Origin of the sequence: Streptomyces sp. SID12501, assembly GCF_010550245.1 — a bacterium.
In the GTDB taxonomy this organism is placed as follows: domain Bacteria; phylum Actinomycetota; class Actinomycetes; order Streptomycetales; family Streptomycetaceae; genus Streptomyces.
Genome location: NZ_JAAGLU010000007.1, coordinates 46,176 through 66,726 on the forward strand (window position 1 = coordinate 46,176; position 20,551 = coordinate 66,726).

General features: G+C 68.5%; 17 protein-coding genes. 2 read left to right on the top strand and 15 right to left on the bottom strand.

Going from position 1 to position 20,551, the window contains the following annotated elements:
- Positions 1-106: 106 nt before the first annotated feature.
- Positions 107-2,155, bottom strand: coding sequence for a DNA helicase RecQ (gene recQ / locus G3I71_RS09640; protein ID WP_164313752.1), 2,049 nt, complete (start codon positions 2,153-2,155; stop codon positions 107-109).
- Between the two features lie 311 nt (positions 2,156-2,466).
- Between recQ and G3I71_RS09645 the strand changes: the two genes are divergently transcribed.
- Together G3I71_RS09645 and G3I71_RS09650 are read left to right on the top strand one after the other, a co-directional pair.
- Positions 2,467-3,108 (top strand): hypothetical protein, encoded by a 642-nt coding sequence (locus G3I71_RS09645; protein ID WP_164313549.1) that lies wholly within the window; start codon positions 2,467-2,469, stop codon positions 3,106-3,108.
- 292 nt (positions 3,109-3,400) lie between these two features.
- Positions 3,401-4,186 (top strand): class I SAM-dependent methyltransferase, encoded by a 786-nt coding sequence (locus G3I71_RS09650; RefSeq protein WP_164313550.1) that lies wholly within the window; start codon positions 3,401-3,403, stop codon positions 4,184-4,186.
- 214 nt (positions 4,187-4,400) lie between these two features.
- Here G3I71_RS09650 and nuoN read toward each other — a convergent pair whose 3' ends face one another.
- Genes nuoN through G3I71_RS09720 form a run of 14 tightly spaced genes read right to left on the bottom strand, consistent with a single transcriptional unit; the run spans position 4,401 to position 20,394 of the window.
- On the bottom strand, positions 4,401-6,050 hold the full coding sequence (gene nuoN / locus G3I71_RS09655; RefSeq protein WP_164313551.1) for an NADH-quinone oxidoreductase subunit NuoN: 1,650 nt from the start codon (positions 6,048-6,050) through the stop codon (positions 4,401-4,403).
- Positions 6,047-7,642 carry an NADH-quinone oxidoreductase subunit M gene (locus G3I71_RS09660; RefSeq protein ID WP_164313552.1) on the bottom strand — a complete coding sequence of 532 codons (1,596 nt, stop codon included), beginning with the start codon at positions 7,640-7,642 and terminating at the stop codon, positions 6,047-6,049. The genes nuoN and G3I71_RS09660 overlap by 4 nt, the downstream gene beginning before the upstream one ends.
- 5 nt (positions 7,643-7,647) lie before the next feature.
- Complete coding sequence (nuoL, locus tag G3I71_RS09665) at positions 7,648-9,549, bottom strand: NADH-quinone oxidoreductase subunit L (RefSeq protein ID WP_164313553.1); 1,902 nt, start codon at positions 9,547-9,549, stop codon at positions 7,648-7,650.
- A gap of 14 nt (positions 9,550-9,563) precedes the next feature.
- A complete protein-coding gene (gene nuoK, locus G3I71_RS09670; protein WP_006382214.1) occupies positions 9,564-9,863 on the bottom strand; it encodes an NADH-quinone oxidoreductase subunit NuoK in 300 nt (99 codons plus the stop codon).
- Positions 9,860-10,699, bottom strand: coding sequence for an NADH-quinone oxidoreductase subunit J (locus tag G3I71_RS09675; protein ID WP_164313554.1), 840 nt, complete (start codon positions 10,697-10,699; stop codon positions 9,860-9,862). Before G3I71_RS09675 ends, nuoK begins: the two co-directional genes overlap by 4 nt.
- Positions 10,696-11,307, bottom strand: coding sequence for an NADH-quinone oxidoreductase subunit NuoI (gene nuoI / locus G3I71_RS09680; RefSeq protein ID WP_164313555.1), 612 nt, complete (start codon positions 11,305-11,307; stop codon positions 10,696-10,698). Before nuoI ends, G3I71_RS09675 begins: the two co-directional genes overlap by 4 nt.
- A complete protein-coding gene (nuoH, locus tag G3I71_RS09685; protein ID WP_164313556.1) occupies positions 11,300-12,697 on the bottom strand; it encodes an NADH-quinone oxidoreductase subunit NuoH in 1,398 nt (465 codons plus the stop codon). The genes nuoI and nuoH overlap by 8 nt, the downstream gene beginning before the upstream one ends.
- Positions 12,694-15,198 (bottom strand): NADH-quinone oxidoreductase subunit G, encoded by a 2,505-nt coding sequence (locus tag G3I71_RS09690; protein ID WP_164313557.1) that lies wholly within the window; start codon positions 15,196-15,198, stop codon positions 12,694-12,696. The genes nuoH and G3I71_RS09690 overlap by 4 nt, the downstream gene beginning before the upstream one ends.
- On the bottom strand, positions 15,195-16,544 hold the full coding sequence (gene nuoF, locus G3I71_RS09695; protein WP_343242897.1) for an NADH-quinone oxidoreductase subunit NuoF: 1,350 nt from the start codon (positions 16,542-16,544) through the stop codon (positions 15,195-15,197). The genes G3I71_RS09690 and nuoF overlap by 4 nt, the downstream gene beginning before the upstream one ends.
- Positions 16,541-17,359, bottom strand: coding sequence for an NADH-quinone oxidoreductase subunit NuoE (gene nuoE / locus G3I71_RS09700; RefSeq protein ID WP_164313753.1), 819 nt, complete (start codon positions 17,357-17,359; stop codon positions 16,541-16,543). The genes nuoF and nuoE overlap by 4 nt, the downstream gene beginning before the upstream one ends.
- A 29-nt stretch (positions 17,360-17,388) precedes the next feature.
- Positions 17,389-18,711, bottom strand: a complete 1,323-nt coding sequence (locus G3I71_RS09705) for an NADH-quinone oxidoreductase subunit D (protein WP_164313559.1) — start codon at positions 18,709-18,711, stop codon at positions 17,389-17,391.
- On the bottom strand, positions 18,708-19,469 hold the full coding sequence (locus tag G3I71_RS09710; protein WP_164313560.1) for an NADH-quinone oxidoreductase subunit C: 762 nt from the start codon (positions 19,467-19,469) through the stop codon (positions 18,708-18,710). Before G3I71_RS09710 ends, G3I71_RS09705 begins: the two co-directional genes overlap by 4 nt.
- Positions 19,466-20,020, bottom strand: coding sequence for an NADH-quinone oxidoreductase subunit B family protein (locus tag G3I71_RS09715; protein WP_006382209.1), 555 nt, complete (start codon positions 20,018-20,020; stop codon positions 19,466-19,468). The genes G3I71_RS09710 and G3I71_RS09715 overlap by 4 nt, the downstream gene beginning before the upstream one ends.
- A gap of 14 nt (positions 20,021-20,034) precedes the next feature.
- Positions 20,035-20,394 (bottom strand): NADH-quinone oxidoreductase subunit A, encoded by a 360-nt coding sequence (locus G3I71_RS09720; RefSeq protein WP_005476348.1) that lies wholly within the window; start codon positions 20,392-20,394, stop codon positions 20,035-20,037.
- Positions 20,395-20,551: the final 157 nt, after the last annotated feature.

Below are 20,551 nucleotides of genomic sequence, written 5' to 3' on the forward strand. Positions count from 1 at the left end.
GCAGCCGGCGGGGCGGGCGATCCGGCGCCGGGAGAGAGAAACGGACACGCCTCCAGCCCCGCCCCGGGCGCTCCCGATATCCGGCCCCCTCCACCCCCTCCACCCGCTACATCCAGTCCTCCGGCTCGGGCTCCATCTCCATCTCGGGCCAGTCGTCCGGCCCCGTCCGGTCCGGTCCCGGCCCGGATTTCGCGCCCTCGCCGGCGCTGCCCGTGGAGCCGGTAACGAGCCCCGCTCCGGACACCGGCGCCCCGCCCAGCGCCGCGAGCGCCTTCAGCACTCCCTCCCCGTACGTGGCGAGCTTCTTCTCGCCCACCCCGCTGATTCCGCCCAGCTCGGCGACCGACTCGGGCCAGACGCCGACGATCTCCCTGAGCGTGGCGTCGTGGAAGATGACATACGCCGGGACTCCCTGCTCACGGGCCTGTTCACCACGCCAGGTCCGCAGTGCCTCGAACGCCGGCTGCAGCTCCGTGGGCAACTCGGCCGCCGCTGCCGCTGCCTTCGCCTTCCCCTCGCCCCGGCCGCCGCCACCGGCCGACTTCGCGGTCGCCGCCTTCTTCGGTTCCTTCCGCATCGGCACGTCGCGCTCGCGCCGCAGCACCGACCCGCTCTCCTCGGTCAGCACCAGCGTCCCGTACTCCCCCTCGACCGCGAGGAGCCCCTGCGCCAGCATCTGCCGTACGACCCCGCGCCATTCGCCTTCGGCCAGTTCCTCGCCGATGCCGAACACGGAGAGCTGGTCGTGGTCGAACTGGATCACCTTGGCGGTCCGCCGGCCCAGCAGAATGTCCACGATCTGCACCGCGCCGAACTTCTGCCGCCGCTCGCGCTCCAGCCGCCACACCGTCGACAGCACCTTCTGCGCCGCGACCGTGCCGTCCCATGTCTCCGGCGGCACCAGGCATGTGTCGCAGTTGCCGCAACCGCCCGGCTCCGGGTCCTGTCCGAAGTAGGCGAGCAGCTGACTGCGTCGGCACTGCACCGTCTCGCACAGTGCCAGCATCGCGTCCAGGTGCGCGGCGGACCGCCGCCGGTGCGCCTCGTCGCCGTCCCCGCCCTGGATCAGTTTCCGTTGCTGTATGACGTCGTTCAGTCCGTACGCCATCCAGGCCGTGGACGGCAGTCCGTCGCGCCCCGCGCGGCCCGTCTCCTGGTAGTAGCCCTCGACGGACTTGGGCAGGTCGTAGTGGGCGACGAACCGGACGTCGGGTTTGTCGATGCCCATCCCGAAGGCGATGGTCGCCACGACGACGAGGCCGTCCTCCCGCAGGAAGCGCGACTGGTGCGCCGCACGCGTGCCCGCGTCCAGTCCCGCGTGGTACGGCACCGCCCGCACACCGTTGGCGGACAGGAACTCCGCCGTGCGCTCCACCGAGTTGCGCGAGAGGCAGTAGACGATGCCGGCGTCGCCCGCGTGCTCCTCTTTCAGGAAGGACAGCAGCTGCTTCTTGGGGTCGGCCTTGGGGACGATCCGGTACTGGATGTTGGGCCGGTCGAAGCTCGCCACGAAGTGGCGGGCGTCCGGCATGCCCAGCCGCTGGGTGATCTCCTTGTGCGTCGCGTGCGTGGCCGTCGCCGTGAGAGCGATCCGCGGGACGTCCGGCCAGCGCTCGCCCAGCAGCGACAGCGCCAGGTAGTCGGGCCGGAAGTCGTGCCCCCACTGCGAGACACAGTGCGCCTCGTCGATGGCGAAAACAGCGATCTTCCCGCGGGAGAGCAGGTCCAGGGACGACTCCAGACGCAGCCGCTCCGGAGCCAGGTACAGGAGGTCCAGCTCACCGGCCAGGAACTCGGCCTCCACGACCCGCCGCTCGTCGAAGTCCTGCGTGGAGTTCATGAACCCGGCCCGCACACCGAGCGCCCGCAGTGCGTCCACCTGGTCCTGCATCAGCGCGATGAGCGGCGAGACGACGATCCCCGTACCCGGTCTGACCAGGGACGGAATCTGGTAGCAGAGCGACTTGCCGCCACCGGTCGGCATCAGGACGACGGCGTCGCCGCCCGCCACCACATGCTCGATGACGGCTGCCTGCTCGCCGCGGAAGGAGTCGTACCCGAAGACCCGGTGCAGCGTGGCCAGCGCCTCGCTGCCCTCCGCCCCGACCGCTCCCGGACCCTCGCCGGCTTCCGTCATCACACCCGACCCGCCCATCACGCTCATCGCGCTCATCGTCGTGTCCCCCGTACGTCGCGCCTCGACCACTGCGTCCACCATAGGGGCCCGCACCGACAGCCCCGGAGTTATCCACAGGCAGCCCTGTCACACCTCCGGCCCGTGGCACCGGACCTCTCGCCCGGGCCGGTGTGTTCAGCCCGATGGGCCCCTCCGCGTGGCGCCCCCGAAGGCCCCGGGACATGCTGCTCGGGCGGGACCGGGGGAGGCCCGCCCAACGGACCGGCGCCCCGCGTGCGCCTCTCGGACCGGCGCCCTCCCGCGCCCTCTCCCGCTCAAGGAGTGCCCACATGCCCCGCCGCCAGCTCAAGGTCGCCGTCGCCCTCGCCACGGCCGCCGCATCCCTCTCCCTGGCCGTCGCCCCCGCGCACTCCGCGCCGGTCGACCCCGCTGACCCCACGGTCTGGACCGAGCTGGCAAAGACGCTCGAAGGCACCGCGAAGTACCAGTACGCCCCGTCCGCCGTGACGGACGGCTACAAGCCCGCCTTCTGCGCAACCCACCCGACGCTCGGCGGGATGGGATTCCACTACATCAACGAGAAGCTCTACGGTTCACTCGATCCAGCGAAGCCGGCCGCTCTGCTGTACGAGGACAGGGCCAACGAGGACTGGATGGACGAGGCGTCCGATGCGAGCTGGGTCGACGACCTCGACGCGCCGGACATGAGCGTTCCGGCTGTCGGCGCCCCGAGCTCCGGCGCCGACTCGCGCAGGCTCGTCGCCGCGGAGTGGATCGTGGTGGACAAGGACCAGAATCTGGCGACCGACGACGACCGTCCCAGCTTGTTCGGCCTCCCCTTCGACGGTCCGATGCTCGGCCACGAGCCCGGCATGCCGATCCACTACGACCTGCACGTCTGGCTCTGGAAGAAGAACCCCAGCGGCATGTTCGCCCGTTGGAACCCCACGGTGACGTGCCCGACGCCGTGAACACACACCGGGCCCCGGCGCGATGCGTGAAACCGGTGCCGCATCAGACAACGTTCGCCCTGTGGAACCGCTGGAAATTTCGTCGGAATAATCTCCCCGACGCCGCCGAGGATGGTCCCTTGATGGCCCCTGATGGGTGCTTGGGCGGACGCGGGGCCGGGGGCTGGATCGGGTTCCTTCCTTGCCTTCTCCGTGGGCTGCAGCAGCGCACTCCAGCCATCGCGATATGCAGCCTGAACTGGCCTTTCATGCCCGACGTTCCTACCATCGGTCGCAGTCGAAAGGGGGGCGGATGCACCGGACCGTACGCACTGTCGAGGACGTTCTCGCGCTCTTGGACGGGCTCTTCGTATCTGAATCCGAGACCGGCCGCTTGGCGACGGGCGACGGCAAGGGCTTCTGGGACCGCTTCTATGCCGACCGGTCAAGGCCGGTCCCGTTCTTCGTGTCCAAGCCGGACGAGAACCTGGCCGCCTACCTGGACCAGGGCCTGATTGCTCCCGGTCGGGCCCTGGACCTGGGGTGCGGGCCGGGCCGCAATGCTCTGTACCTCGCATCGCGCGGCTTCGAGGTGAACGCCGTCGACCTCTCTCCCGTTGCTGTCGCCTGGGGCGAGGACCAGGCTCACGAGGCCGGAGCCGACATCCGCTTCCTGTGCGGTGACGCTTTCGCCCTCCCCGTCACCGAGTTGAACGGCCCGTACGAGCTGGTCGTCGACTCAGGGTGCTTCCATCACCTGTCGCCGCACCGCCGCGTCAGCTACCTGGCCCTCCTCGACCGCGTCCTCGCACCTGGCGGCCATCTCGCACTCACCTGCTTCGCCGCCGGCGAGGCAGGAACGGGGTCGGAAGTCGCCGACGCGGACCTCTACCGTGAACGCGATTTGCAGGGCGGCCTCGCCTACACACCCGAATCGCTGCGCTGGATCTTCTCTGACCTGGAGGAGGTCGAACTGCGTCGCATGCGTGAGGAACCACCTGAGTCAGCACTGTTCGGCGTGACGTTCCTGTGGACGGCCTTGTTCCGTCGGGGTGCGGCCGTGTCAGGCGACATTCGCCCAGTTCACGACCGCACGTAGGCCCTCGTCCTGGGCATGCTTGTTCCGCCAGACATCCGATGTGGTTGATCTGCCAAACGGCCTCAGCGACGTCGGGTGTCGTGGGGGTGGGGGTGGAGCTGAGGCTGGAGGCTGAGTGGGCCACCAGGACAGCATGACGACGCGCGCCGCCCGGACCTGTACCCGGACGGCGCGTCACAACGGGGCGAATGTTGTCTGATACGGCACCAGCTGCTCAGCGCACGAAGACGCCCGCCTGGTTCGCCAGGTCGAGGAAGTACTGCGGCGCCACACCCAGCACCACGGTGACCGCCACCCCCACCCCGATCGCCGTCATGGTCAGCGGCGACGGCACGGCGACGGTGGGGCCGTCCGGCCGGGGCTCGCTGAAGAACATCAGCACGATCACCCGGATGTAGAAGAACGCGGCGATCGCCGACGAGATCACACCGACCACCACCAGCGATCCCGCGCCGCCCTCGGCAGCCGCCTTGAACACGGCGAACTTCCCGGCGAAGCCGGAGGTCAGCGGAATGCCGGCGAAGGCCAGCAGGAACACCGCGAACACGGCGGCCACCAGCGGCGACCGGCGTCCCAGCCCTGCCCACTTGGACAGGTGGGTCGCCTCGCCCCCGGCATCCCGCACCAGGGTGACGACGGCGAACGCCCCGATCGTCACGAACGAGTACGCGGCCAGGTAGAACAGGACGGAGGAGACCCCGTCCGGTGTCATCGCGATGACACCCGCGAGGATGAACCCGGCGTGCGCGATGGACGAGTAGGCCAGCAGTCGCTTGATGTCGGTCTGGGTGATCGCGACGATCGCGCCGCCCAGCATGGTGACGACCGCGACACCCATCATGACCGGCCGCCAGTCCCAGCGCAGGCCCGGCAGCACGACGTACAGCAGCCGCAGCAGCGCGCCGAACGCCGCGACCTTCGTCGCCGCCGCCATGAAGCCCGTCACCGGGGTGGGCGCGCCCTGGTACACGTCCGGCGTCCACATGTGGAACGGCACGGCGCCCACCTTGAAGAGCAGACCCATGACGATCATCGCGGCGCCGATGAGCAGCAGCGCGTCGTTGCCCATGGTGTCGGCGAGTGCCGGGTCGACGCTCTTGACGGTGCCGTCGACGACCTGGGCGATCGTCCCGTACGACACCGAGCCCGCATAGCCGTACAGGAGGGCGATGCCGAACAGGGTGAACGCGGAGGCGAAGGCGCCGAGCAGGAAGTACTTGACCGCGGCCTCCTGCGACATGAGCCGCTTGCGGCGGGCCAGGGCGCACAGCAGGTACAGCGGGAGCGAGAAGACTTCCAGGGCCACGAACAGGGTCAGCAGGTCGTTGGCCGAGGGGAAGACCAGCATGCCGCCGATCGCGAACAGCAGCAGCGGGAACACCTCGGTGGTGGTGAACCCGGCTTTCACCGCGGCCTGTTCGCTGTCGCTGCCCGGCACGGACGCGCCCTGCGCCGCGAACGAGTCGACGCGGTTGCCGTGGGCCTCGGGGTCGAGGCGCCGTTCGGCGAAGGTGAACAGTCCGACGAGTCCCGCGAGCAGGATCGTGCCCTGCAGGAACAGTGCGGGCCCGTCGACGGCGATCGCGCCCATGGCCGCGATGCCGGCCTTGGTGGTGCCGTACCCGCTCGTCGCGAGCCCCACGACCGCGGCGAACGCGGCGACGAGAGCGACGACGGACACGAACAGCTGTACGTAGTAGCGGGATTTGCGAGGCACGAACGCCTCGACGAGGATCCCGATGATCGCCGCACCGATGACGATCAGGGTGGGCGACAACTGCCCGTATTCGATCTTCGGCGCGTCGATCTTGGAAATCGGATCGGCCGCCGTTGTCCACAGGCTGTGGACGGCTGCTGCGCTCACTTGGCCGCCTCCACCTCGGGCTGGGGGTCCTTCTTCTGGACGTCGGACATGGTCTGCTTGACCGCCGGGTTGACGATGTCCGTCAAGGGCTTCGGATAGACACCCAGGAAGATCAGCAGCACGATCAGTGGCGTCACGACCACGAGTTCACGCAGCCTGAGATCCGGCATCTCGGCGACCTCCGCCTTCACCGGGCCCGTCATCGTCCTCTGATAGAGGACGAGGGTGTAGAGCGCGGCGAGGACGATGCCGAAGGTGGCGATGATGCCGACCACCGGATAGCGCGCGAACGTGCCCACCAGGACCAGGAACTCGCTCACGAAGGGCGCGAGGCCCGGGAGCGACAGGGTCGCGAGCCCACCGATCAGGAACGTGCCGGCGAGCACCGGGGCGACCTTCTGGACGCCTCCGTAGTCCGCGATGAGCCGCGAGCCGCGCCGCGAGATCAGGAAGCCGGCCACCAGCATCAACGCGGCCGTCGAGATCCCGTGGTTGACCATGTACAGCGTCGCGCCCGACTGGCCCTGGCTGGTCATCGCGAAGATGCCCAGGACGATGAACCCGAAGTGCGAGATCGACGCATACGCGACCAGCCGCTTGATGTCCCGCTGCCCGACCGCGAGCAGCGCCCCGTAGATGATGCTGATCAGCGCCAGTACGAGGATGACGGGCGTCGCCCACTTCGACGCCTCCGGGAACAGCTGGAGGCAGAAGCGGAGCATCGCGAAGGTGCCCACCTTGTCGACGACCGCCGTGATCAGCACGGCGACCGGCGTGGTGGCCTCCCCCATGGCGTTGGGCAGCCAGGTGTGCAGCGGCCACAGCGGCGCCTTCACCGCGAAGGCGAAGAAGAAGCCCAGGAACAGCCAGCGTTCGGTGTTCGTCGCCATGTGCAGCGAGCCGTTGGCCCGCGCGGCGGCGATCTCCGTGAGCGAGAAGTTCCCGGCCACCACATAGAGGCCGATCACGGCCGCCAGCATGATCAGGCCGCCGACGAGGTTGTAGAGGAGGAACTTCACGGCCGCGTACGAGCGTTGCGTGGACGCCGTTTCCTCGCCGTGCTCGTGGGCACGGTCCCCGAAGCCGCCGATGAGGAAGTACATCGGGATGAGCATGGCTTCGAAGAAGATGTAGAAGAGGAAGACGTCGGTGGCCTCGAAGGAGATGATCACCATCGCCTCGACGGCCAGGATCAGCGCGAAGAAGCCCTGGGTGGGCCGCCAGCGCCCCGCAGCGAAGCTGCTAAGAGATGCGTCCCCGGTCTCCAGGGGGTCGGCGTCGTGCCAGCCGGCCAGGATCACGAACGGGATCAGCAGCGCGGTCAGCGCGATGAGCGCCACGGCGATGCCGTCCACGCCCAGCTCGTACCGCACCCCGAAGTCCTTGATCCAGGCGCGGGATTCGGTGAGCTGATAGCGGTCGCCGCCCGGGTCGAAGCGCACCAGGACGACCGCCGCGAGCACCAGCGTGGCGAGCGAGACGAGCAGCGCCAGCCACTTGGCGGCGGTGCGCCGCGCGGCCGGTACGGCCGCCGTGGCGATCGCCCCGAGGGCCGGGAGCGCCGCCGTCGCTGTCAGGAGGGGAAAGGACATCGGTATCAGACCGCCCTCATCAGCAGGGTCGCGGCGATGAGGATCGCCGCACCCCCGAACATCGAGACCGCGTACGAGCGCGCGTAGCCGTTCTGCAGCTTGCGGAGCCGTCCGGAGAGGCCGCCCATGGAGGCCGCCGTACCGTTGACGACCCCGTCGACCAGGGTGTGGTCGACGTACACCAGGGAGCGCGTGAGGTGCTCTCCGCCGCGGACCAGGACGACGTGGTTGAAGTCGTCCTGGAGCAGGTCGCGCCGGGCGGCCCGGGTGAGCAGCGACCCGCGCGGGGCGACCACCGGAACCGGACGGCGCCCGTACTGGGCGTACGCGGTGCCGACGCCGATGACGAGCACGACCATGGTGGACAGCGTGACCGTGAGGGCGCTGATCGGCGGGTGTCCGTGCGCGTGCTCGGTGACGGGCTCCAGCCAGTTCAGGAAGCGGTCGCCGATGCCGAAGATCCCGCCCGCGAAGACCGACCCGAAGGCCAGCACGATCATGGGGATCGTCATGGACTTCGGGGACTCGTGCGGGTGCGGCTCGTTGCCGTTCTCGTCGGGCTGCCAGCGCTTCTCGCCGAAGAACGTCATCAGCATCACGCGCGTCATGTAGTACGCGGTGATGGCCGCGCCCAACAGGGCCACGCCGCCGAGGATCCAGCCCTCGGTGCCGCCCTTGGCGAACGCCGCCTCGATGATCTTGTCCTTGGAGAAGAAGCCGGACAGACCGGGGAAGCCGATGATGGCGAGGTAGCCGAGGCCGAAGGTCACGAAGGTGACGGGCATGTGCTTGCGCAGGCCGCCGTACTTCCTCATGTCGACCTCGTCGTTCATGCCGTGCATGACCGAGCCGGCGCCGAGGAACAGTCCGGCCTTGAAGAAGCCGTGGGTCACCAGGTGCATGATCGCGAAGACGTAGCCGATGGGGCCGAGGCCGGACGCGAGGATCATGTAGCCGATCTGCGACATGGTCGAGCCGGCCAGCGCCTTCTTGATGTCGTCCTTCGCGCAACCGACGATCGCACCGAAGAGGAGCGTGACGGCGCCGACCACGGTGACCACCAACTGGGCGTCGGGCGCCGCGTTGAAGATCTCCCCGGACCGGACGATCAGGTACACGCCGGCGGTCACCATCGTCGCCGCGTGGATGAGGGCCGAGACCGGGGTCGGGCCCTCCATCGCGTCCCCGAGCCAGGACTGCAGCGGCACCTGGGCGGACTTGCCGCAGGCCGCGAGCAGCAGCATCAGGGCGATGGCGGTGAGCTTGCCCTCACCCGTCTCACCGGTGGCTTCGAGGACCGGCCCGAAGGTGAAGGTCCCGAAGGTGGTGAACATCAGCATGATGGCGATCGACAGGCCCATGTCGCCGACGCGGTTGACCAGGAACGCCTTCTTGGCGGCGGTCGCGGCGCTGGGCTTGTGCTGCCAGAAGCCGATCAGGAGGAACGAGGCGAGGCCGACGCCCTCCCAGCCGACGTACAGCAGAAGGTAGTTGTCGGCGAGGACGAGCAGCAGCATCGCCGCGAGGAACAGGTTCAGGTAGCCGAAGAAGCGGCGGCGCCGCTCGTCGTGCTCCATGTACCCGATCGAGTACACGTGGATCAGCGAGCCGACGCCGGTGATCAGCAGGACGAACGTCATCGACAACTGGTCGAGCTGGAAGGCGACGTCGGCCTGGAAGCCCTCGACGGGGACCCAGCTGAACAGGTGCTGCATCAGGGCGCGGTGCTCGGCGTCCTTGCCCAGCATGTCGGCGAAGAGGACCACGCCGATCACGAAGGAGCAGGCGGCCAGCGCCGTGCCGATCCAGTGGCCGACGGCGTCCAGCCGCCGGCCGCCGCACAGCAGTACGGCCGCTCCGAGCAGAGGCGCCGCAACCAGCAGCGCAATCAGATTCTCAGCGTTCACGGTTCAGCGACCCCTTACAGCTTCATCAGGCTGGCGTCGTCGACCGAGGCCGAGTGGCGGGAACGGAACAGGGACACGATGATCGCGAGCCCGACGACGACCTCCGCGGCGGCGACGACCATCGTGAAGAAGGCGATGACCTGCCCGTCGAGATTGCCGTGCATCCGGGAGAAGGTGACGAACGCGAGGTTGCAGGCGTTGAGCATCAGCTCGACGCACATGAAGACGACGATCGCGTTTCGCCTGATCAGGACGCCGGTGGCGCCGATCGTGAACAACAGGGCGGCGAGATAGAGGTAGTTGACCGGGTTCACTTCGACGCCTCCCCGCTGTCCGAGCGACCGTTCGAGCCGATGTTGGTGCGCTCCAGACGGTCCTCGGCGCGCTGTTCCAGGGCCTTGAGGTCGTTGATGGCCTCGGCGGACACATCACGGATCTGGCCGCGCTGACGCAGCGTCTGCATGACCGACAGTTCGGCCGGGGTGCCGTCGGGCAGCAGGCCCGCGACGTCCACCGCGTTGTGCCGGGCATACACACCGGGAGCGGGCAGCGGTGGCAGGTGCTTGCCCCGCACGCGCTCTTCCGACATCTCGCGCTGGGTCTTGGCACGCTCGGTGCGCTCGCGGTGCGTGAGCACCATGGCGCCGACAGCGGCCGTGATCAGCAGGGCGCCGGTGATCTCGAAGGCGAACACGTACTTCGTGAAGATGAGGGCGGCCAGGCCCTCCACGTTGCCGTTCGCGTTGGCCTGGCCAAGCCCGGCGAACTCCTTGAGCGAGGCGTTTCCGATGCCCGCGACCAGGAGGACGCCGAAGCCGAGCCCGCACAGCAGGGCCAGCCAGCGCTGGCCCTTGATGGTCTCCTTGAGGGAGTCCGCGGCGGTGACACCGACGAGCATGACCACGAAGAGGAACAGCATCATGATCGCGCCGGTGTAGACGACGATCTGGACGACGCCCAGGAAGTAGGCGCCGTTGGCCAGATAGAACACGGCCAGGATGATCATGGTTCCGGCGAGACAGAGCGCGCTGTGCACGGCCCGCCTCATGAAGACGGTGCACAGGGCACCGGCCACGGCGACGCTGCCGAGCACCCAGAACTGGAACGCCTCACCCGTGGAGGTGGAGTAGGCGGCGAGCGCGCTGCTCATGCTTCCACCCCCTCTTCTTCTGGCTTCTCGCCCCTGGAGACGGCTACCTGACGCACCGTGCCGGGCGCTGCCTCGGTGACCAGCCCCCGGTAGTAGTCCTGTTCGTCGGTGCCCGGGAAGATCGAGTGGGGCGATTCGACCATGCCCTCGTCGAGTCCGGCGAGCAGTTGTTCCTTGGTGTAGATGAGGTTGGCGCGGCTGGTGTCGGCCAGCTCGAACTCGTTCGTCATCGTCAACGCGCGCGTGGGGCACGCCTCGATGCACAGCCCGCACAGGATGCAGCGGGCGTAGTTGATCTGGTAGACCGCGCCGTACCGCTCGCCCGGCGAGTAGCGCTCTTCGTCGGTGTTTTCGGCGCCCTCCACATAGATGGCGTCCGCGGGGCAGGCCCAGGCGCACAGTTCGCAGCCGATGCACTTCTCCAGGCCGTCCGGATGGCGGTTGAGCTGGTGCCGTCCGTGGAACCGGGGAGCGGTGGTCTTCTCCTGCTCGGGGTACTGCTCGGTCAGCCGCTTCTTGAACATGGCCTTGAAGGTCACGCCGAAGCCGGCCACGGGGTTCTGGAAGCCGGGCTTCGTCTGCCCGGTCTCCTTTGGCTCCTCAGCCATCGGACGCCTCCTTTCCATCCAGAGATCCGTCACTGTCGCCGGGGGTCCGGGGGTGTCCCCCGGGACTAGCACTGCCGGGCCCACCACTGACAATCAACTCGCGCTCACGGCGCGGGCGCCTGCGGGGCACCGCCGGCGCCTCCTGTCCCGGCAGTGGCGGTACGGGGAATCCGCCCGCCATCGGGTCGAAGGCGACGGGCTCGGCGGCGGCCGTCTGCTCCGCCTTGCCCCGGTCGCGGAAGATGTCGACCACGAAGGAGAGCAGCAGCAGGGCGAGGACACCGCCGCCGACGTAGAGCGCGATGTCGGCGAAGTCGTAGTTCTCGTTGCGCAGGGTCCGTACGGTCGCGACGAGCATCAGCCAGACCAGCGAGACCGGGATGAGGACCTTCCAGCCGAGCTTCATCAACTGGTCGTAGCGCACGCGCGGGAGAGTGCCGCGCAGCCAGATGAAGAAGAACAGCAGCAGCTGCACCTTGATGACGAACCAGAGCATCGGCCACCAGCCGTGGTTGGCGCCCTCCCAGAAGGTGCTGATGGGGTAGGGAGCCCGCCAGCCGCCCAGGAAGAGCGTCACCGACACGGCCGAGACGGTCACCATGTTGACGTACTCGGCGAGCATGAACAGCGCGAACTTGATCGACGAGTACTCGGTGTTGAAGCCACCGACCAGGTCGCCCTCGGACTCCGGCATGTCGAAGGGGGCGCGGTTGGTCTCGCCGATCATCGTCACGATGTAGATGAGGAAGGAGACCGGCAGCAGGACGATGTACCAGCGGTCGTGCTGCTGTTCGACGATGGTCGAGGTCGACATCGATCCGGAGTAGAGGAACACCGAGGCGAAGGCGGCGCCCATGGCGATCTCGTACGAGATCATCTGCGCGCAGGACCGCAGACCGCCCAGCAGGGGGTAGGTGGATCCGGAACTCCAGCCCGCGAGGACGATGCCGTAGATGCCGACCGAGGCGACCGCGAGGATGTAGAGCATCGCGATCGGCAGGTCGGTGAGCTGCATCGTCGTACGGGTGCCGAAGATCGAGACCTCGTTGCCGGCCGGTCCGAACGGGATGACCGCGATCGCCATGAAGGCCGGGATGGCCGCGATGACCGGCGCGAGGATGTACACCACCTTGTCCGCGCGCTTGACGATCAGGTCTTCCTTGAGCATCAGTTTCACGCCGTCGGCGAGCGACTGGAGCATGCCCCAGGGGCCGTGCCGGTTGGGGCCGATGCGCAGCTGCATCCAGGCGACGACCTTGCGTTCCCACACGATGGAGAACAGCACGGTGATCATCAGGAAGGCGAAGCAGAAGACCGCCTTGACGACGACCAGCCACCACGGGTCGGTGCCGAACAGGGAGAGGTCTTCAGCGGCGAGGTACGGGCTCATGCCTCCACCTCCTTGGGTGCGTCGGAGGCGAGGGTCGCCGGGCCGATGCGGACGAGTGCGCCGGGCAGCGCCCCGGTGTCGGAGGCGACGCCGCCTCCGGTGGAGTTCAGCGGCAGCCAGACCACGCGGTCGGGCATCTCGGTGACCCTGAGCGGGAGTTCGACCGTCCCGGTGGCACCGGTCACGGCGAGCAGATCGCCCTCCTTGACACCGGCTTCGGCGGCCGTGGCGGCCGACACACGCGCGTGTGCGGCGTGCCGCGTCCCGGCGAGCGCGTCGTCGCCCTCCTGGAGACGTCCCTGGTCGAGCAGCAGCCGGTGCCCGGCGAGGACCGCTTCCCCGGCGGCCGGACGCGGCAACTGGGCGCCGATCTCCCGCGGGTTGCCGGCCCGGGTCCCGTCCCAGGACCCGAGTCGGTCCAGTTCCAGCCGCGCGGTCCGCAGATCCGGGAGCCCCAGGTGTACGTCCATGGCGTCGGCCAGCATCTGGAGCACCCGGGCGTCGGACGGCGCCAGGCGCCGGGTCATCTGCTCGGGCTTGAGCGCGGCCTCGAAGGGACGGCCCCGGCCCTCCCAGTTGAGGAAGGTGCCCGCCTTCTCGGCGACCGCGGCGACCGGGAGTACGACGTCGGCGTACTCGGTGACCTCGCTGGGCCGCAGCTCCAGCGACACCAGGAAGCCCACCTCACGAAGGGCTTCACGCGCGCGTGGCGGATCGGGCAGGTCGGCGACCTCGACGCCGGCGACCACCAGTGCCTGCAACTCGCCCCCGGCGGCGGCCTCGACGATCTGGCCGGTGTCGCGGCCGAAGCGGTGCGGAAGCTCGGCCACACCCCAGGCGACGGCGACCTCGTCCCGCGCGCGCGGGTCGGTCGCCGGACGGCCGCCCGGCAGCAGCGAGGGCAGCGCGCCGGCCTCGACGGCACCGCGCTCCCCCGCCCGGCGCGGGATCCACACCAGCTGGGCGCCGGTCGTGGAAGCGGCCCGTACGGCGGCGGTGAGCCCGCCCGCCACAGCGGCCAGCCGCTCTCCTACGACGATCACCGCACCCTCGGTGCGCAGCGCCTCGGCGGCGGTCACCCCGCTCTCCTCCAGCCCGAACCCGCTGCCGAGCGCGTCCAGCCACTCGGTCTCGGTGCCGGGGGCGGCGGGCAGCAGCGTGCCGCCGGCCTTCTCCAGACCGCGCGTCGCGTGCGTGGCGAGCGAGAAGACCTTCTGTCCGTGTCCCCGCCAGGCCTTGCGAAGCCTCAGGAAGACGCCGGGCGCCTCCTCCTCGGACTCGAACCCGACCAGCAGGACCGCGGGCGCCTTCTCCAGGGAGGTGTACGTGACACCCGTACCGTCGAGGTCGCGTCCGCGTCCGCCGACCCGGGCGGCCAGGAAGTCGGCCTCCTCGGCGCTGTGCACGCGCGCGCGGAAGTCGATGTCGTTGGTGTCGAGGGCCACGCGCGCGAACTTGCTGTACGCGTAGGCGTCCTCGACGGTGAGCCTGCCGCCGGTGAGAACACCCGTACGACTGCGGGCCGCGAGGAGTCCCTGCGCCGCCGCCTCCAGCGCCTCGGGCCAGGAGGCGGGCTCCAGGACGCCGTCGGCGTTGCGGACGAGGGGCGTCTGGATACGGTCGGGCTTCTGCGCGTACCGGAAGCCGAAGCGTCCCTTGTCGCAGATCCAGTCCTCGTTGACCTCGGGCTCGTTGGCCGCCAGGCGCCGCATGACCTTGCCGCGCCGGTGGTCGGTGCGGGTGGCGCAGCCGCCGGAGCAGTGCTCGCACACCGAGGGCGAGGAGACGAGGTCGAAGGGGCGGGAGCGGAAGCGATACGCCGCCGAGGTCAGCGCGCCGACCGGGCAGATCTGGATCGTGTTCCCGGAGAAGTACGACTCGAAGGGATCGCCCTCACCGGTACCGACCTGCTGGAGCGCGCCGCGCTCGATCAGCTCGATCATCGGGTCGCCCGCGATCTGGTTGGAGAACCGGGTGCAGCGGGCGCACAGCACGCACCGCTCACGGTCGAGCAGCACCTGCGTGGAGATCGGTACGGGCTTCTCGTAGGTCCGCTTCTTGCCCTCGAAGCGGGACTCCGCCTGGCCGTGCGACATGGCCTGGTTCTGCAGGGGGCACTCGCCGCCCTTGTCGCAGACCGGGCAGTCGAGCGGGTGGTTGATGAGGAGCAGCTCCATCACACCGTGCTGGGCCTTTTCGGCCACCGGCGAGGTGAGGTGGGTCTTGACGACCATCCCGTCCGTACAGGTGATCGTGCAGGACGCCATGGGCTTGCGCTGGCCCTCGACCTCGACGATGCACTGGCGGCAGGCGCCGACCGGGTCGAGGAGGGGGTGGTCGCAGAAGCGCGGGATCTCGATGCCGAGCTGTTCGGCGGCGCGGATCACCAGGGTGCCCTTGGGCACGCTGATGTCGATGCCGTCGATCTTCAGCGAGACGAGATCTTCCGGCGGGACCGCCGCGTCGCCCCCTCCGGAGGGAGCGCTCGTGGTCACCGTCATGCGTTCACCTCCGTGCGGTCGGCCCAGGCCGTGGACTTGGCCGGGTCGAAGGGGCAGCCCCGGCCCGTGATGTGGTCCTCGTACTCCTCGCGGAAGTACTTGAGGGAGGAGAAGATCGGCGAGGCGGCGCCGTCGCCGAGGGCGCAGAAGGACTTGCCGTTGATGTTGTCGGCGATGTCGTTCAGCTTGTCGAGGTCGGACATGGCGCCCTTGCCGGCTTCGATGTCGCGCAGCAACTGCACGAGCCAGTACGTTCCTTCACGGCAGGGAGTGCACTTGCCGCAGGACTCGTGGGCGTAGAACTCGGTCCAGCGGGTGACCGCCCGGACGACGCAGGTGGTCTCGTCGAAGCACTGGAGTGCTTTTGTGCCGAGCATGGAACCCGCGGCGCCCACTCCTTCGTAGTCAAGAGGGACGTCGAGGTGCTCGTCGGTGAACATCGGTGTCGAGGAGCCGCCCGGCGTCCAGAACTTCAGCCGGTGGCCGGAGCGCATTCCGCCGCTCATGTCGAGGAGTTGGCGGAGCGTGATGCCGAGCGGGGCCTCGTACTGGCCCGGATTGGTGACATGGCCACTGAGCGAGTAGAGCGTGAAGCCCGGGGACTTCTCGCTTCCCATCGACCGGAACCATTCTTTGCCCTTTTGCAGAATCGCGGGAACCGACGCGATCGACTCGACGTTATTTACAACAGTTGGGCACGCATAGAGCCCTGCGACGGCAGGAAAGGGGGGACGGAGCCGCGGTTGACCCCGGCGGCCTTCGAGCGAGTCGAGCAGTGCGGTCTCTTCACCACAGATGTACGCGCCCGCGCCGGCGTGCACGGTGAGTTCGAGGTCGAGTCCGCTGCCGAGTGCGTCCTTGCCGAGGTAGCCCGCCGCGTAGGCCTCACGTACGGCCTCGTGCAACCGCCGCAGCACTGGCACGACTTCACCGCGCAGATAGATGAACGCATGCGAAGACCTGATGGCATAACACGCGATCACAATGCCCTCGATGAGGCTGTGCGGGTTCGCGAAGAGGAGCGGGATGTCCTTACAGGTTCCCGGCTCCGACTCGTCGGCGTTGACAACTAGATAGTGTGGTTTTCCATCTCCCTGAGGAATGAACTGCCATTTCATTCCCGTAGGGAATCCCGCACCGCCGCGGCCACGCAGACCGGATTCCTTGACGTACGCGATGAGGTCGTCCGGGGTCATCGCGAGGGCCTTGCGGAGTCCCTCGTACCCTTCGTGCCTCCGGTAGACGTCCAGGCTCCAGGACCGCTCCTCGTCCCAGAAGGCCGACAGCACGGGTGCGAGCAGCTTCTCGGGGCTGGTGTCGTTGATCTCGGGTGCCAATGTCATCACTCCCCCTCCTCGGTGACGGGCCCCGCCGGGTGGGAGGGGTCGGAAGCCGCCGTGTCCTGCGGCGCGTCGTGCGAACTGAGGTGCTCGGCGGGCGACGGGTCGTGCGGCGGCGCGGCCTTGGAGGCACCGCCCCTGGGATGCACCACGCGCGCGGGGCTCTCGCCCTTGGCCAGCCGGAGCCCGATCAGCGAGGCGGGGCCGGAGCTGCCGCTCGCCTCGACGGCCCCTTCGCGGGTGTCGGGGAAGCCCGCCAGGATGCGGGCGGTGTCCTTGAACGTGCACAGGGGGGCACCACGCGTGGGTTCGACCTGCACGCCCGCGCGCAGGTCGTCGACGAGACGCTTGGCGCTGGCCGGGGTCTGGTTGTCGAAGAACTCCCAGTTGACCATCACGACGGGTGCGAAGTCGCAGGCCGCGTTGCACTCGATGTGCTCCAGGGTGACCTTGCCGTCCTCGGTGGTGCCGCCGTTGGCGACGCCGAGGTGCTCCTGGAGGGTCTCGAAGATGGCGTCGCCGCCGAGCACCGCGCACAGGGTGTTGGTGCAGACGCCGACCTGATAGTCGCCGGAGGGGCCCCGGCGGTACATGGAGTAGAAGGTGGCGACCGCGGTGACCTCGGCCGTGGTCAGGCCCAGGATGTCAGCGCAGAACCGCATCCCGGTGCGTGTGACGTGGCCCTCCTCCGACTGCACGAGATGCAGCAACGGCAGGAGGGCGGACCGGGAGTCCGGGTAGCGGGCGATGACCTCGCGGGAGTCCGCTTCGAGCCGGGCTCGAACGTCGTCCGGGTAAGCGGGCGCGGGCAGTTGGGGCATGCCCAGGCTGACGCCCTCGGGAGTGGTGGTCACCGGTCGACGCCTCCCATCACGGGGTCGATGGACGCGACGGCGACGATGACGTCGGCGACCTGGCCGCCCTCGCACATCGCCGCCATCGCCTGCAGGTTGGTGAAGGACGGGTCCCGGAAGTGGACCCGGTAGGGGCGGGTGCCTCCGTCGGAGACGGCGTGCACCCCGAGTTCGCCCTTGGGTGACTCGACGGCCGCGTACGCCTGTCCCGGCGGGACGCGGAAACCCTCGGTCACCAGCTTGAAGTGGTGGATCAGGGCCTCCATGGAGGTGCCCATGATGTTCTTGATGTGGTCCAGGGAGTTCCCCAGGCCGTCAGGTCCCAGCGCGAGTTGGGCGGGCCAGGCGATCTTCTTGTCGGTGACCATGACCGGGCCGGGCTCGAGCCGGTCCAGGCACTGCTCGACGATCCGGAGCGACTGACGCATCTCTTCCAGCCGGATCAGGAAGCGGCCGTAGGAGTCGCAGGTGTCGGTGGTGGGGATGTCGAAGTCGAACGTCTCGTAGCCGCAGTACGGCTGGGACTTGCGCAGGTCGTGCGGGAGGCCGGTGGAGCGCAGGACCGGACCGGTGGCACCGAGGGCCATGCAGCCGGCCAGATCGAGGTAACCGACGTCCTGCATACGGGCCTTGAAGATGGGGTTCCCGGTGGCGAGCTTGTCGTACTCGGGAAGGTTCTTCCTCATCTTCTTCACGAACTCGCGGATGTGGTCCACCGCGCCGGGCGGCAGGTCCTGGGCGAGTCCGCCGGGGCGGATGTACGCGTGGTTCATCCGCAGGCCCGTGATGAGCTCGTAGATGTCGAGAATCATTTCACGATCACGGAATCCGTAGATCATGATCGTGGTGGCGCCGAGTTCCATACCGCCGGTGGCGATGCACACGAGGTGCGAGGACAGCCGGTTGAGCTCCATCAGGAGCACGCGGATCAGGGTGGCGCGGTCGGGAACCTGTTCCTCGATGCCGAGGAGCTTCTCGACGGCGAGACAGTAGGCGGTCTCGTTGAAGAAGGACGTCAGGTAGTCCATGCGCGTGACGAAGGTCGTGCCCTGCGTCCACGTGCGGAACTCGAGGTTCTTCTCGATGCCGGTGTGCAGGTAGCCGATGCCGCAGCGGGCCTCGGTGACCGTCTCGCCGTCGATCTCCAGGATGAGGCGGAGCACACCGTGGGTGGACGGGTGCTGCGGGCCCATGTTGACGATGATGCGCTCGTCGTCGGCACGGGCCGCGGACTGGACGACCTCGTCCCAGTCGCCGCCGGTGACCGTGTAGACGGTGCCCTCGGTGGTCTCGCGCGGAGTTGCGTGCTGCGTGCTCATGAGTACGACCTCCGCTGGTCCGGAGCCGGGATCTGGGCGCCCTTGTACTCGACGGGGATGCCGCCGAGGGGATAGTCCTTGCGCTGCGGGTGGCCCGGCCAGTCGTCCGGCATCATGATCCGCGTGAGGGCCGGGTGGCCGTCGAAGACGATCCCGAAGAAGTCGTACGTCTCGCGTTCGTGCCAGTCGTTCGTCGGATAGACGGAGACCAGGGACGGGACGTGCGGGTCGCTGTCCGGGGCGCTGACTTCGAGGCGGATCAGCCTGTTGTGGGTGATCGAGCGCAGGTGGTAGACGGCGTGCAGCTCGCGGCCCTTGTCCTGCGGGTAGTGGACTCCGCTCACGCCCGTGCAGAGTTCGAAGCGCAGGGCGGGGTCGTCGCGCAGGGTCTGGGCGACGCCGAGCAGGTACGCGCGTTCGATGTGGAACGTCAGCTCGTCACGGTCGACGACCGTCTTCTCGATCACGTTCTCGGGGACCAGTCCCTGTTCCTCCAGGGCGCCCTCGAGTTCGTCGGCGACCTCGTCGAACCAGCCGCCGTACGGCCGCGCCGAGGCTCCCGGCAGCCGGACGGAGCGGACCAGTCCGTCGTAACCGGAGGTGTCGCCACCGTTGTTGGCGCCGAACATTCCGCGCTGGACGCGGATCTCCTCACCGCCGTCGCCGCGCTGGCCGGGGAGGTTGGAGGCGGCGAGGTCCTTCTCGGGGTTGACCCCGTTCGTCGCCCCGCCTGCTCCGGTGCCGTTCGCGTCGCTCATCGCAGCAGCCCCTTCATCTCGATCGTGGGGAGTGCCTTGAGCGCGGCCTCCTCCGCCTCGCGGGCCGCCTCCTCGGCGTTCACGCCGAGCTTGGAGCTCTGGATCTTCTGGTGGAGCTTGAGGATCGCGTCGATCAGCATCTCGGGCCGTGGCGGGCAGCCGGGCAGATAGATGTCGACCGGGACGATGTGGTCGACGCCCTGCACGATGGCGTAGTTGTTGAACATGCCGCCCGACGAGGCGCAGACCCCCATGGAGATCACCCACTTGGGGTTGGGCATCTGGTCGTAGACCTGCCGCAGCACCGGCGCCATCTTCTGGCTGACCCGGCCGGCCACGATCATCAGGTCCGCCTGGCGGGGTGAGCCGCGGAAGACCTCCATGCCGAAGCGCGCCAGGTCGTAGCGGCCGGCGCCGGTGGTCATCATCTCGATGGCACAGCAGGCGAGTCCGAACGTGGCGGGGAAGACGGACGCCTTGCGCACCCAGCCCGCGGCCTGCTCGACGGTGGTCAGCAGGAATCCGCTCGGCAGTTTTTCTTCGAGTCCCATGTCTTAGAGGCCCCTCAGTCCCATTCCAGGCCGCCGCGCCGCCATACGTACGCGTACGCCACGAAGACGGTGAGCACGAAGAGCAACATCTCCACGAGCCCGAAAACACCCAGGGCGTCGAAGGTGACGGCCCAGGGGTAGAGGAAGACGATCTCGATGTCGAAGACGATGAAGAGCATCGCCGTCAGGTAGTACTTGATGGGGAATCGCCCACCGCCGGCCGGCGTGGGTGTCGGCTCGATCCCGCATTCATAAGCTTCGAGTTTGGCCCGGTTGTACCGCTTCGGGCCGATGAGCGAAGCCATGATCACGGAGAAGATCGCAAAGCCTGCCCCGAGGGCTCCCAGTACGAGGATGGGCGCATACGCGTTCACCGCTCCTCGCTCCTCTCAGTCGGCACTGACTGTTGGCGATTGCATGGGCCCTCGCCGCCCCGTCCGCCCGCCAACCCCGCCCGTCCAGACGAAGATCGCGAACATGTGAAGCAGGTCACAAGCCCAACTGCCCCGCATCCTATGCCCGACCGTCTGT

Coding starts and splice junctions, on each gene's coding strand:
- recQ (WP_164313752.1), bottom strand. CDS start 2,155: ATGGGCGGGTCGGGTGTGATGACGGAAGCCGGCGAGGGTCCGGGAGCG.
- G3I71_RS09645 (WP_164313549.1), top strand. CDS start 2,467: ATGCCCCGCCGCCAGCTCAAGGTCGCCGTCGCCCTCGCCACGGCCGCC.
- G3I71_RS09650 (WP_164313550.1), top strand. CDS start 3,401: ATGCACCGGACCGTACGCACTGTCGAGGACGTTCTCGCGCTCTTGGAC.
- G3I71_RS09660 (WP_164313552.1), bottom strand. CDS start 7,642: ATGTCCTTTCCCCTCCTGACAGCGACGGCGGCGCTCCCGGCCCTCGGG.
- G3I71_RS09675 (WP_164313554.1), bottom strand. CDS start 10,699: ATGAGCAGCGCGCTCGCCGCCTACTCCACCTCCACGGGTGAGGCGTTC.
- nuoI (WP_164313555.1), bottom strand. CDS start 11,307: ATGGCTGAGGAGCCAAAGGAGACCGGGCAGACGAAGCCCGGCTTCCAG.
- nuoH (WP_164313556.1), bottom strand. CDS start 12,697: ATGAGCCCGTACCTCGCCGCTGAAGACCTCTCCCTGTTCGGCACCGAC.
- G3I71_RS09690 (WP_164313557.1), bottom strand. CDS start 15,198: ATGACGGTGACCACGAGCGCTCCCTCCGGAGGGGGCGACGCGGCGGTC.
- nuoE (WP_164313753.1), bottom strand. CDS start 17,359: ATGCCCCAACTGCCCGCGCCCGCTTACCCGGACGACGTTCGAGCCCGG.
- G3I71_RS09705 (WP_164313559.1), bottom strand. CDS start 18,711: ATGAGCACGCAGCACGCAACTCCGCGCGAGACCACCGAGGGCACCGTC.
- G3I71_RS09710 (WP_164313560.1), bottom strand. CDS start 19,469: ATGAGCGACGCGAACGGCACCGGAGCAGGCGGGGCGACGAACGGGGTC.
- G3I71_RS09715 (WP_006382209.1), bottom strand. CDS start 20,020: ATGGGACTCGAAGAAAAACTGCCGAGCGGATTCCTGCTGACCACCGTC.